General features: G+C 72.6%; 11 protein-coding genes and 1 tRNA gene. 8 read left to right on the top strand and 4 right to left on the bottom strand.

Going from position 1 to position 12,854, the window contains the following annotated elements:
• Positions 1–28: 28 nt before the first annotated feature.
• Entirely contained in the window at positions 29–1,276 is a 1,248-nt protein-coding gene (locus tag D1825_RS15080) for an MFS transporter (protein ID WP_233549927.1), read from the bottom strand.
• Positions 1,277–1,391: 115 nt separating this feature from the next.
• On the opposite strand from D1825_RS15080, the gene D1825_RS15075 reads away from it, so the two are divergent.
• The 7 genes from D1825_RS15075 to D1825_RS15045 all read left to right on the top strand — a co-directional run bounded on the left by D1825_RS15075 (position 1,392) and on the right by D1825_RS15045 (position 9,028).
• Positions 1,392–2,096, top strand: a complete 705-nt coding sequence (locus D1825_RS15075) for a FadR/GntR family transcriptional regulator (protein ID WP_118768236.1) — start codon at positions 1,392–1,394, stop codon at positions 2,094–2,096.
• Positions 2,087–2,159 (top strand) — tRNA-Arg (locus tag D1825_RS15070). Before D1825_RS15075 ends, D1825_RS15070 begins: the two co-directional genes overlap by 10 nt.
• A 203-nt stretch (positions 2,160–2,362) precedes the next feature.
• Complete coding sequence (locus D1825_RS15065) at positions 2,363–4,075, top strand: cation:proton antiporter (protein ID WP_118768235.1); 1,713 nt, start codon at positions 2,363–2,365, stop codon at positions 4,073–4,075.
• A 184-nt stretch (positions 4,076–4,259) separates the two neighbouring features.
• Positions 4,260–6,911, top strand: coding sequence for a bifunctional acetaldehyde-CoA/alcohol dehydrogenase (gene adhE / locus D1825_RS15060; RefSeq protein WP_233549932.1), 2,652 nt, complete (start codon positions 4,260–4,262; stop codon positions 6,909–6,911).
• 154 nt (positions 6,912–7,065) lie between these two features.
• Complete coding sequence (locus D1825_RS15055; protein ID WP_118768233.1) at positions 7,066–7,560, top strand: hypothetical protein; 495 nt, start codon at positions 7,066–7,068, stop codon at positions 7,558–7,560.
• A 106-nt stretch (positions 7,561–7,666) separates the two neighbouring features.
• The gene (locus tag D1825_RS15050) at positions 7,667–7,786 is read left to right on the top strand and encodes a molybdopterin oxidoreductase (protein WP_118768232.1); all 120 of its coding nucleotides are present in this window, start codon (positions 7,667–7,669) and stop codon (positions 7,784–7,786) included.
• Positions 7,787–7,804: 18 nt separating this feature from the next.
• Positions 7,805–9,028, top strand: coding sequence for a pyridoxal phosphate-dependent aminotransferase (locus D1825_RS15045; RefSeq protein WP_118768231.1), 1,224 nt, complete (start codon positions 7,805–7,807; stop codon positions 9,026–9,028).
• Here the strand turns inward: D1825_RS15045 and D1825_RS15040 are convergent.
• Complete coding sequence (locus D1825_RS15040) at positions 9,025–10,296, bottom strand: multidrug effflux MFS transporter (RefSeq protein WP_118768230.1); 1,272 nt, start codon at positions 10,294–10,296, stop codon at positions 9,025–9,027. The two genes, D1825_RS15045 and D1825_RS15040, sit on opposite strands and share 4 nt — an antisense overlap.
• 93 nt (positions 10,297–10,389) lie before the next feature.
• Between D1825_RS15040 and D1825_RS15035 the strand changes: the two genes are divergently transcribed.
• Positions 10,390–11,112, top strand: a complete 723-nt coding sequence (locus D1825_RS15035; protein WP_118768229.1) for an SOS response-associated peptidase — start codon at positions 10,390–10,392, stop codon at positions 11,110–11,112.
• Between the two features lie 4 nt (positions 11,113–11,116).
• Here D1825_RS15035 and D1825_RS15030 read toward each other — a convergent pair whose 3' ends face one another.
• Positions 11,117–12,205 (bottom strand): adenylate/guanylate cyclase domain-containing protein, encoded by a 1,089-nt coding sequence (locus D1825_RS15030; protein WP_233549926.1) that lies wholly within the window; start codon positions 12,203–12,205, stop codon positions 11,117–11,119.
• A gap of 14 nt (positions 12,206–12,219) precedes the next feature.
• Positions 12,220–12,854, bottom strand: a 635-nt coding sequence (locus D1825_RS15025) for a biotin--[acetyl-CoA-carboxylase] ligase (protein WP_138067693.1), incomplete at its 5' end; no start/stop codon positions are given.

The following is a 12,854-nucleotide window of genomic DNA, read 5'->3' as shown; positions in this document are numbered from 1 at the left end:
GCGGCGAGCGGCCGGCCGGCGCACGCCGTCACCCGACGGGCGGACCGATCATCGTCGGGCGGCACGCGAACCAGGCGGCCACGAGCAGCACGACGAGGCAGCCGAGCAGCACCGCGATCGGCGCGTGCCAGCCCCCCGTGGCCTCGTAGACGATGCCGATCCCGATCGGCCCGAAGCCCGAGATCACGTACCCGGTGCCCTGCACCATCCCCGAGAGCGCGACCGCGGTCGCGCTCGACGTGCTGCGCAGCCCGATCAGCGCGAGCAGCACGGGGAACGACGACGGGCCGATGCCGAGCAGCACCATCCACACCGCGGTGCCGTGCGCGGGCGTGAACCACAGGCCCGTGTAGCCGATCGCCCAGCACGCGACGAACGCGACGACGAGCGGGTAGGGGTTGCGCATGCGCTGCGCGAGCACCGGTCCGAACAGCGACATCGGCGCCCCGAGCACCGCGAACAGCGCGAGCCAGCGGCCGCCCTCGTCGCTCGGCAGGCCGGCGTCGGCGAGCAGCGTGGGCAGCCACGCGAACCCGACGTAGGTGCCGAGCGAGTTCATGCCGAACATCAGCGCCATCGCCCACGCCTGCCGCGAGCGCCACACCACGCGCACCTCGTCGCCGCCCGCACCGCCCAGCGCCCCTGGCCCGCCGGGCTGCGGCGCCCGGCGCAGGATCGAGCGCAGGTGCGCCCGTGCGGAGGCCGACCGCGCGATGACGAACAGCCACGGCACGGCGGCTGCGAGGCCGACGACGGCCCACACCCCGACGGCCACGCGCCAGCTCGTCGCGCGGGCGAGCGGCAGGGCGAACAGCGGCGGGAGCGCCGTGCTGATCGACAGCGCGACCGAGTACGCGGCCGTCACGGCGCCGATCCGGTCCGGGAAGTACCGCTTGACCAGAGGCGGGAGCAGCACGTTGCCCATGCCCATGCCCGCGAGCGCGATCATCGACCAACCCAGGAAGCCCGGGGCCGACGACGTCAGGGCGCGGGCGACCTCGCCGACCGCGGACAGCAGCAGCGCCGCGACCATCGTCGGCTCGAGCCCGAACCTGCGGGCCAGCGGCGTGGCGAGCGACCCGAACAGCGCGAACGAGATGACCGGGATCGTGCCGAGCAGGCCCACCTCGGCCGCCGTGAGGTCCACGTCGGCGCGAACCAGGTCGAGGATCGGCGAGACCGAGGCGACCGCGATGCGCAGGTTGAGCCCGACCAGGACGATGCCGACGAGGACGACGATCCGCCCGCGCCAGGGCGCGGGCACGGCGGACGGCACGGTTCTCCCGGTTCCGGCACGCGGGAAAGGGAAGATGACCTGGACGGGGTCTGGCGGAGGCCGGACCTGCCGGTGTTGACTGCACCGCATGCCTGGACACGGAGCCTAACCGCGCATGCCCCGACGCACCGGACTCATCGACTCGACCGTCAGCCAGCTCCGCGACCGCATCGCCTCGGGTCAGTGGCCCGTCGGCGCGCGCATCCCGCCCGAGCCCGCGCTCGTCGAGCTGCTCGGCGTGGGGCGCAACACCGTGCGCGAGGCGGTCCAGTCGCTCGTGCACGCGGGGCTGCTCGAGCGTCGGCAGGGATCGGGCACGTACGTGCTGTCCACGTCCGAGCTGGCCGCGTCGATGGGCCGGCAGATCGCCGACGCGCGGCAGCGCGACGTGGTCGAGGTGCGCCGCGCCCTGGAGATCGAGGCCGCCCGGCTCGCCGCCCGACGACGCAACGCGACGGACGCCGCCACACTGCTCGACCAGCGCGACGAGCGCTCCGCGGCCTACGTCGCCGCCGACCTGGAGTCGATGGTCGCGACCGACCTGGCGCTGCACCGCACGATCGTCCGCACGGCCGCCAACCCCGTGCTCCTGTCGCTGTACGAGAACCTGCTGGACGCCATCGGCGAGAACATCCGGTTCAACTTCGTCACCGACGTCCACGGGCACGACTCGCACGACGCGCTCGTCGACGCGATCGTGGCCGGGGACAGCGATCGCGCGGCGGCCGAGACCTCCCGATACCTGTCCGCGCTGCTGGGCGAGCAGCGTTCGGCTGGTAATGTCGTCGCCGCACCGCACGCCGGTGCCCCGCGCCCGTAGCTCAGTGGATAGAGCGTCTGCCTCCGGAGCAGAAGGTCGAAGGTTCGAATCCTTTCGGGCGCACAGCAGAAGGCCGCATCGACGCGATGCGGCCTTCTTCGTTCCTCGCGTGCCGTCGAGTGGTGGGCCACGCACGCCCGGCGAGCCCGTCCCGCGTGGCAGGCACCGTTCGGCCGGGTACCCAGGGCGGTCGGGTGCGCACAGGCCGGTCGTGAGCGCGCACGGTTGAATGGGGCGTCCCACCGCCACCCGACGAAAGGACCGACGTGCACCACGTCGAGGTCTTCATCCTGGTCGCCGGGGCCGTGCTGGTCACGGCCGCGTGCCGCCGCCGCGGCTGGCCCGCGCCGCTCGTCGTGGTCGGTGCAGCGATCGGCGTCTCGTTCCTGCCGTTCATCCCGCGGTTCGAGGTCGACTCCGAGCTGCTGCTCGAGTTCGTGCTGCCGCCGCTGCTGTACTCGGCGGCCCTGTCGTCGTCGTACCGCGACTTCCGGGCGTCGCTGAACTCGATCACCCGCCTCGGCGTGGGGCTCGTGCTCGTCAGCGCGCTGGCCGTCGCGGCGGTGTTCTGGTGGCTCGAGCCCGCGGCGCCGTTCGCCGTCGCGCTCGTGCTCGGCGCCGTGGTCGCGCCGCCGGACGCGGTGGCCGCGTCGGCCGTCGGACGCCGGCTCGGCCTCCCCCGGCGGGTGATGACCCTGCTGTCCGGAGAGTCGCTGATCAACGACGCGACGTCGCTGACCCTCTACAAGGTCGCGCTCGCGGGGGTGGCGACGGGCGCGTGGGCGTTGGGCGACGGGCTCGCGACGTTCGGCATCGCGGTGGTCGTCGGCGTGGCCGTGGGGCTCGGGCTCGGCTGGGTCGTGCACCGCGTGCGCACGCACCTCGACGACCCCGTCGTCGCCTCGGCCATCGGGCTGATGACGCCGTTCGCCGCGTACTGGGCCGCGGAGGAGCTGCTGGGCTCGGGCGTGCTGGCCGTCGTCACCGCGGGCCTCTACCTGGGCCACACCTCGCCGCGCGCGGGCTACGCGACGCGGCTCTACGAGGGTCCGCTGTGGTCGACGCTCGACATCATCCTGGAGTCGTTCACGTTCGCGTTGATCGGCCTGCAGCTGCCGTGGGTCGTGCGCGACGTCATCGAGTCCGACCAAGGGCTCGCGCACGGGATCGTGCTCTCGGTCGCCGTGCTCGCCACGGCCGTGCTGATCCGGCCCCTGTACGTGTTCAGCACCGCGAAGTTCGACCACCTCCGCATGCGCGGGTCGCACCGGCCCGAGCACGACTCCCTGTCGGCGAGGGAGTCCGCCGTCGTCTCCTGGGCGGGCATGCGGGGGGTCGTGACGCTCGCGGCCGCGGCCGCGATCCCCGCGACCATCGACGGCGAGCCCTTCACCGACCGCGCGACGATCCAGCTCGCGGCCTACACCGTCGCGATCGGCACGCTCCTGCTGCAGGGCCTGACGCTGCCGTGGGTCATCACCCGGCTCAAGGTCGGGTCCGGCTCGGAGATCGCCGACGACGCGGCGCAGGAGGCGGCGATGCGGGTCGCGACCGCCGACGCGGTGCAGCGGGTCCTCGAGGACCAGCGGCCGGAGTGGACCGCGATCATGGGCGAGGAGAGGGCCGAGAAGGCGATCAGCCGGCTGTCGACGATATGGCGCGGCCGGGCAGCCGCGGCAGCGGTGATGCTGGACCCCGAGAACGCGGACGACCACCTGCCCGACGACATGGACGCGGCCGAGAGCGTGCACGGCCTCGGCCCCGCGGGGCGGCCCGCGACCGGGCAGCTGCCCGGCGTCGAGGAGGCGAGCCGCGCGCAGCGGCTACGGCGCGACATCGTCGCAGCCCAGCGCGGTGTGCTCATGGAGCGGCGGGACGCGGGCGAGCTCGACGAGACGGTCATGCGGCGCATGCTGCGCGAGCTCGACCTGGAGGACGAGTCGCTCTCGTCGTCCTGGGTGGAGCGCATCGAGGGCTGATCGGGACCTTCGCCCCACGGCGTGAGGTCCTGGGATGAATAGCGTGAAGGAGTCGTCGAGAACGAGCCTCCAGCGCCCGTCGAGACGGCCTCTGACCACCTCGACTTCGGGAGCCACGGTGAGCACCACCGGCACGTCGTCCAGCACCACCACCACCTCGCGCAAGACGCGTGACGTCGCCCCCGTGGTCTCCACGGCCGACGCCATCGACCAGCTGGTCGCGAACGCCACCAAGGCGCTCGCCGAGTACGCCCGCTTCACGCAGGAGGACGTCGACCAGCTCGTCAAGAAGGGGTCGGTCGCGGCGCTCGACCAGCACGGCGTGCTCGCGCAGCTCGCGGTCGCCGAGACCGGCCGCGGCGTGTTCGAGGACAAGGCCGTGAAGAACATCTTCGCGTGCGAGCACGTGACGAACTCGATGGCCAACCTCAAGACGGTCGGCGTCATCCACCGCGACGAGCTCAACGGCATCACGGAGATCGCCGAGCCCGTCGGCGTCATCTGCGGCGTCACGCCGGTCACCAACCCGACGTCGACCGCGATCTTCAAGTCGCTGATCTCGCTCAAGACCCGCAACCCGATCATCTTCGCGTTCCACCCGAGCGCGCAGGCCTCCTCGGTCGCCGCGGCCCGCGTGGTCCGCGACGCGGCCGTCGCCGCCGGCGCACCCGAGCACTGCATCCAGTGGGTCGAGTCGCCCTCGATCGAAGCGACCAACGCGCTGATGAACCACCCCGGCGTCTCGATGATCCTGGCCACCGGCGGCAACGCGATGGTCCGGGCCGCCTACTCGTGCGGCAAGCCCGCGCTCGGCGTCGGGGCGGGCAACGTCCCCGCGTACATCGAGAAGACGGCCAAGCTCAAGCGCGCGGTCAACGACGTGGTGCTGTCCAAGGCGTTCGACAACGGCATGATCTGCGCGTCCGAGCAGGCCGTGATCCTGGACGACGAGATCTACGACGCCGCCATGGCGGAGTTCGCGATCCTGCACGCGTACCGCGCCACCCCCGCGGAGAAGACCCAGCTCGAGAAGTTCATCTTCGGCGTCGAGGCCGGCTCGGAGAACTGCGCGGGAGCCAAGCTCAACGCGAGCGTCGTCGGCCAGACGCCGCAGTGGATCGCCGAGAAGGCCGGCTTCAGCGTCCCCGCCGACACCTCGATCATCCTCGCCGAGGTCTCCGGCGTCGGCCCCGACGAGCCGCTGACGCGCGAGAAGCTCGCGCCGGTGCTCGCGGTGCTGCGCGCGACGACCACCGAGCAGGGCATCACGCTCGCCGAGCAGATGGTGGAGTTCGACGGCCTGGGCCACTCGGCCGCGATCCACACGCGCGACCACGCGCTGACCGAGCGGTTCGGCAGCCGGGTCAAGGCGATCCGCGTCATCGAGAACGCACCGAGCTCGCTCGGCGGCATCGGCGACATCTACAACGCCTTCATCCCCTCCCTGACGCTGGGCTGCGGCTCGTACGGCCACAACTCCGTCTCCAACAACGTCTCGGCGGTGAACCTCATCAACATCAAGCGCGTCGGCCGCCGCAACAACAACCTGCAGTGGTTCAAGGTCCCGGCCAAGACGTACTTCGAGCGCAACGCGATCCGCTACCTCGCGGACATGCCCGACGTGCAGCGCGTCACGATCGTCACCGACGCGACCATGACCACCCTCGGCTTCGTCGACAAGATCATCGACGTGCTCAACCGGCGGGGCGAGAAGGTCGCGCTGCAGATCATCGACCAGGTCGAGCCCGAGCCGTCCGTGCGCACCGTCCAGGCGGGTGCCGCGCAGATGCGTCACTTCCGGCCCGACACGATCATCGCGCTGGGCGGCGGCTCGCCCATGGACGCCGCGAAGGTCATGTGGCTGCTGTACGAGCACCCGGAGATCAACTTCTCCGACCTCAAGCAGAAGTTCTTCGACGTCCGCAAGCGCGCGTTCAAGTTCCCGGTGCTGGGCGAGCTCGCACAGCTCGTCTGCATCCCGACGACGTCCGGCACGGGCGCCGAGGTCACGCCGTTCGCTGTCATCTCCGACCCCGACGCGGGCAAGAAGTACCCGCTGGCCGACTACGCGCTGACCCCGTCGGTCGCGATCATCGACCCGGTGCTCACGTCCAAGATGCCGGCCTCGCTCGCGGCGGACTCGGGCTTCGACGCCCTGACGCACGCGACCGAGGCGTACGTCAGCGTTTACGCGAACGACTTCACCGACGGCATGGCCCTGCAGGCCATCCGCCTCATCTTCGACAACCTCGCGGTCTCGGTGAACGGATCGCCCGACGATCCCGCCACCACGGACGCGCGCGAGAAGATGCACAACGCCGGGACGATCGCGGGCATGGCGTTCGGCAACTCGTTCCTCGGCATCGTGCACGCGATGGCGCACGTCGTCGGCTCGACGTACCACCTGGTGCACGGCCGGACCAACGCGACGCTGCTCCCCCACGTGATCCGCTACAACGGCACGGTCCCGACCAAGCTCACGAGCTGGCCGAAGTACGAGCACTACGTGGCCCCGGAGCGGTTCCAGCAGATCGCCGCGATGCTCGGCCTCCCGGCCGAGACGCCGGCGCAGGGCGTCGAGTCCTACGCGCTGGCCGTCGAGGCGCTGCGGGCCAAGGTCGGCATCCCGTCCTCGTTCCAGGCGCAGGGAGTCGCCGAGCAGGAGTTCCTCTCCCGGCTCGACGAGGTCGCGATGGGCGCCTACGAGGACCAGTGCGCACCCGCCAACCCGCGGATGCCGATGATCGACGACATGAAGGCCCTCCTGACCGCGGCCTACTACGGAACGTCGCTGGAGGACGTCCGTAGCCGCGAGCGCGCGCACGCCGAGGACTGACCACCTCCCGGCGGCGCCCGCCCTCCCTTCCGCGGCGCGCCGCCCGTGCCCGCGTCGACGCCCCGTCTGGTTCCCCGACCAGGCGGGGCGTCGGTTTGCCCTGGGACGGCCGATGCCGCACCGTGGTGTCCCTCGAACCCCCTGGAGGTCCGCCGTGCCCCGATCGCCCCGCCTGCTCGCCCTCGCCGTCACCGTCCCCCTCGCCGCCGCGCTCACGCTCGCGGGCTGCTCGGACGGCGACATCGACAAGGCGGCCGACCAGGCCAAGGACGTCGCCGCGAGCGCGCGTGCCACCGTGGACCGGATCAAGGAGAACGCCGCGAAGGCCAACGTCGCCGCCGACGAGGCCCGCGCCAAGCTCGACGAGGTGCACAGCACCCTCTCCGGCGCCGACGAGACGTCGAAGAAGGCCCTCGCCGACGCGGACGCCGCCGTCAAGGACGCCCGGGCCGCGCTCGACGAGGCCAAGGGCAAGGCACAGGCCGACGCGGACGAGATCCTCTTCGCCGCGCAGTCCAAGGTCAGTGACGCGCAGATCGAGCTCGACGAGGCCAAGAAGAAGGCGCAGGGAGCCGTCGCCGACGACCTGGACGCGCTCTCGGCCGCGCTGATCAAGCTCCAGTCGTCGTTGGACGGCGCGCAGAGCTAGGTTCACGTTTCTCGCACGCTCGCTTTCTTGCACGGCAGACGGGTGAATTCCACGCTCGTCGGCGCGGGACGTTGTACCTGAGGCGCCACGTGCCGATCTTGGAGGTATGGCCGCTCGCCGAGAGATCCGTCGCCACCACCCCGTGGAGTGGTGGGTCGTGGGCGCGTTCCTCTCCGTCGGGCTGATCGTCGTCGCCGGCCTGGCCGCGGCCACCGGGATGTACTGAAGCCCCTAGCCTCAGGGCATGACCTCTCGTTGGCGTGACGTCGCTGCCGCGACCGGGCTGCTCGGCTCCGACGGCTCGGTGCGCGCCACGGTCTTCGCCGAGATGAGCGCGCTGGCCGCGCGCACGGGCGCGATCAACCTGGGCCAGGGCTTCCCCGACGTCGACGGGCCGGCATCCGTCGCACAGGCCGCGTCGGACGCGATCGCCGCAGGCGCCAACCAGTACCCGCCCGGGCCGGGCATCCCCGAGCTGCGCCGCGCGATCGCCGACCATCAGCGCCGGCACTACGGCCTCTATCCCGACCCCGACCGCGAGGTGCTCGTCACGACGGGCGCGACCGAGGCGCTGGCCGCCGCGGTCCTGGCGCTTGTCGGCCCGGGAGACGAGGTGCTGACCCTCGAGCCGTTCTACGACTCCTACGCCGCGGTGATCGCGATGGCCGGCGCGGTCCACACGACCGCGGCCCTGCGCGCGACGCCCGACGGCTTCCGCCTCGACGAGGCCGCGCTGGCCGCCGCGTTCAGCGACCGGACCCGGGTCGTCCTGCTCAACACCCCGCACAACCCCACGGGCACGGTGCTGACGCGCGACGAGCTCGCCGTGGTCGCGCGATTCGCCCAGCAGCACGACGCGATCGTGCTCACCGACGAGGTCTACGAGCACCTGACGCTGGCCGGTGCCGCCGGACGTCCCGAGCACGTGCCGATCGCGACCCTGCCGGGCATGGCGGAGCGCACGCTGACGGTCTCGTCGGCGGGCAAGACGCTGTCGTTCACCGGCTGGAAGGTCGGCTGGGTCAGCGGGCCCGAGCACCTCGTGACCGCGGTGCGGACCGTCAAGCAGTTCCTCACGTACGTCTCCGGCGCCCCCTTCCAGCCGGCCGTCGCGTTCGCGCTCGGCGACCCGGGCGTCGCGGCGTGGGTCGACGAGCTCGCGGCGTCGCTCGCGTCACGGCGGGACCTGCTGTGCGACGGGCTCACCGCGGCCGGATTCGCCGTCGTGCGCCCGCAGGGCACCTACTTCGTGCTCGCCGACGCGGCGGGGCTCGGGTACGCGGACGGTGCCGCGCTGTGCCGGGACCTGCCGGCGCTGGCCGGCGTGGTGGGGGTGCCGGTGACGGCGTTCACGCACGACGGCTCGTCGGCCGACCGGGAGCTGCGGTCCTGGGTGCGGTTCACGTTCGTCAAGCGCGAGAGCGTGCTGCGCGAGGCCGTCGAGCGGCTCGCCGCGCTGCGGACCTAGCCGCCGACGCCGCTCCACGCGCCGCCGCGGCGGTAGGCCGGCGTGGCCAGGGCGAGCACGAGCAGCGCCGCCGTGGCCGCGCCGACCATGACGGCCGCCATCGCGACGGCGTCGCCGCCGAGCAGGCCGCTGAGCGGGCTGATGAGGCCGCCGATCGCCGCACCGGTCGCGCCGGTGAACGCCGCCGCCGTGCCCGCGATCTCGCCGTGGCGGGACAGGGCGATCGCCGAGGCGTTGGGCGGCGCGAAGTTCACCATCGCGAGGATGAGCCAGAGCATGACGAGCAGCGCGGGCAGGCCACCGGCACCCGTGATCGCGAGCGCCAGCAGGCCGAGCGTGAGCGCGAGCGAGACCGGCAGCACCACGCGCACGATGCGGATGGGCGAGACGCGCTTGACCAGCACGGCGTTGATCTGGGCGCCGCCGACGAGGCCGATGCCGTTGATCGCGAACAGCAGCGAGAACTGGTGCGCGGTCAGGCCGTAGCCCTCCATCAGCACGAATGGGGAGCCGACGACGTAGCTCATGAGGATCGCGGTGCCCAGGCCGGGCATGAGGGCGAGCGCGACGAAGTGCCGGTCGCGCAGCAGCGTCGCGTAGCCGCGGGCCGCGGTGCGCAGGCCGCCGTCGCGTCTCCGCGCGGCGGGAAGCGTCTCCGGCAGGCGCCGCCAGACGACGAGCCACAGGACGACCCCGAACACGCCGAGCGCCAAGAACACCGACCGCCAGCCCCACTCGCCGGCGATCAGCCCACCCACCGAGGGCGCGAACAGCGGCGCGATGCCGATGACGAGCATGAGCCGCGAGATCAGCCCGGACGCGTCCGCGCCGACGAACCGGTCGCGGATGACCGCCATCGCCACCACGGTCGCGGCGGCGTTGAAGAAGCCCTGCATCACGCGCAGCGCGATGAGGGTCTCGATGGTCGGAGCGACCGCGCACAGGATCGAGGTCAGCACGTGCAGCGCGACACCGATCAGCACCGGGCGACGCCGGCCGAACCGGTCGGACAGCGGGCCGATGACGAGCTGGCCGACCGCGCCGCCGATCATCATCGCGGTCATCGTCAGCTGCGCCGCGGTCGCGGACGTGTGCAGGTCCTGGGCGACCTCGGGCAGCGACGGGAGGTAGATGTCGTTCGAGATGGCCGGCAGCGCGCACATCATGCCGAGGAGCAGGACGTACTTCGCGTTGGGGCGGAACACCGGGGTCGCCTCGGCCGTCGCGGCGCGTACCGCGACCTGCTCGGGGTGGCTGCGCACGGTCATCGCCGTCCATCGTCGCACCGACCAGCCGTCAGGACGAATCGATTCGACTAGACGTTCGCCACATGTGTCGGCGGTGGGTGCGAGGCTGGTCACATGTGCGGTCGCTACGCCTCCTTCCGTGAGGACCAGGCCCTGGCCGACGAGTTCGCGATCGCGACCGTCGCCGACGACGTGCGCCTGCTCCCGCCCTCCTGGAACGTCGCCCCCACCGACGGCGTCCGGATGGTCGTCGAGCGTGCGGACAAGGAGACCGGGGAGATCACCCGGCAGCTGCGGGTGGCCCGCTGGGGGCTCGTGCCCTCGTGGGCCAAGGACCCGAGCGTCGGCAACCGGATGATCAACGCGCGCGTCGAGACGCTGACGGAGAAGCCCGCGTTCAAGCGCCCGTTCGGCACGCGGCGCGCGCTGTTGCCTGCCGACGGCTACTTCGAGTGGCAGAAGCCCGCCGAGGGCGCGACCACCAAGCGCAAGCAGCCGTTCTACCTGCACCCGGGCGACGGCTCGACGGTCGCGCTGGCCGGGCTCTACGAGTTCTGGAAGGACCCGAACAAGGCCGACGACGACCCCGAGCGCTGGCTCGTGAGCACCACGATCATCACGCGCCCGGCCCGCCCGGACCTGGCCCACATCCACGACCGGCAGCCGCTCATGCTGCGCCGCGCGGACTGGGACGCGTGGCTCGACCCGGCGGTCGGCCTGGACGGCGCACGGGCGCTGCTCGAGTCCACGCCGCCGGAGATCGTCGCGACGCCGGTGTCCACGCAGGTCAACGCAGTGGCGAACAACGGGCCGCAGCTGGTCGAGCCCGAGGTCTAGGGGCTCAGACCCCCGAGCTCAGCCGCACGGGCTGCACCAGACCGAGGCCGTGCAGCTCGACGGGCTCGAGGTGCTCGAGCACCAGGCCGGGGTCGCCGGCGAGGACGCGGGCCGTCTCGGTGTCGACGAGCACCGTGCTCGGCTCGGCGATGTCGGTGAGGCGGGCGGCGAGGTTGACCGTCGGGCCGAACACGTCGCCGAACCGCGACAGGACCCGCCCCCACACGAGCCCGACGCGCACGGGGGTGACGCCGCGCGCGCCGTCGGCCAGCCCCGCGAGCCGGACCACGTCGCTGTCGAGCTCGCGGCCGAGCGCGTCGGCCAGGCCGATCGCGACCCGGGCTCCGGTGGCCGCGTCGTCGGCGACGAACAGCACGGCATCGCCAATCGTCTTGACGACCCGGCCGCCCGCCGCCGTCACCACGTCCCGGGCCGCGGTCTCGAAGCGCTGCACGAACTGCGAGAGGTCGGTCGAGCCGAGCCCCGCGGTACGCCGCGTGAAGGAGACCATGTCCGCGAACCCGACCGCCCGGGCCAGCGGGAGCGCGGTGCGGTCCGGGCCGGGGTCGCCGAGCTCGGCGAACTCCGCCGCGTACCGGCCGGCGATCGCCGCGAGCTGGCGGCGGTAGGAGTGCAGGAGCTGGGCCTCGAGGATGGGGGCCAGCTCCGCGAGCCGGTCGAGGACCAGCAGGCGGGCCGTGGCGTCGTCGAGCTCGTACCGCGTGGACATGTCCTCGACCAGCGCCTCGACCTGCCACAGCGCGAGGCGGTCCGAGGTGTGGCCCAGCGCTCGGGTCAGCGTGATGACCGTGCGCAGGTCGAGGCCGCTGTCGCGGACCAGGCCGACCGCGCGGTCCACGGCCTGCGCGTCGCTCTCGGTGTACACGTCGTCGTCGGCGTCCGCGTGCGGCAGGCCGAGCGTGCTCCAGAAGCCGCGGACCACGTCCAGGCCGATGTCGGCGCGGTCGGCGAGGTCCTGCGCGGAGTGGGTGCGAGGGCCGCCCAGCAGCGCGGCGTCGATCTCCTCGACGGTGGACTCGACGGCTGCGCGCTCGGCGGCGTCGTGGGGGGTCGTGGGACCTTCGTCGGGCACGGGACGAGGGTAGTTCACCCCAGGTCTCGAACGTGGTGCACGTCACCCGCGAGCACGCGGTGCGTCGCACCGGCGGCGTCGACGACGAGCAGGGCACCGTGCTCGTCGAGCCCGGTCGCCTCGCCGTCGATCTCGGAGCCGCCCGGCAGGCTCACGCGCACCTGGGTGCCGATCGTGCGGCAGACCGCGGCGACGTCGTCGGCCAGGCCGGCAGCGACCGCGTCGCCGTCGGCGTCGCGCCACCGCTCCGCGATGTCCGCGAGCGCGCTGACCAGGGCGACGAAGACGCCCTCGCGGTCCACGTGCTGCGCGCCCGCGAGCGCGAGCGACGACGCCGAGGGGACGGGCAGCTCGTCGGCCGTCTGCGACACGTTGAGGCCGATGCCGACCACCACGGCGATCCCGTCGGGCGTGGGCACGGCCTGGGCGAGGATGCCGCCGACCTTGCGCACAGGCCCCCAGCCCTCGATCGCGTCGTCGGCCGGGACCAGCAGGTCGTTGGGCCACTTGAGGACCGCGGGGACCCCCGCGGTCGCGCGGATCGCGGTCACGGCACCGAGGCCCGCGAGCAGCGGCAGCCAGGCCAGCCGCTCGGCAGGGACCTGTGGGCGGACGACGAACGAGCACGTGAGCGAGGTCCCGGCGGGGG

It is taken from the genome of Cellulomonas rhizosphaerae (assembly GCF_003470205.1).
GTDB classification, from domain to species: Bacteria; Actinomycetota; Actinomycetes; order Actinomycetales; family Cellulomonadaceae; genus Cellulomonas; species Cellulomonas rhizosphaerae.
Note: the sequence above shows the minus strand (reverse complement) of the source record. Positions and strands in the feature narration are given on the sequence as shown.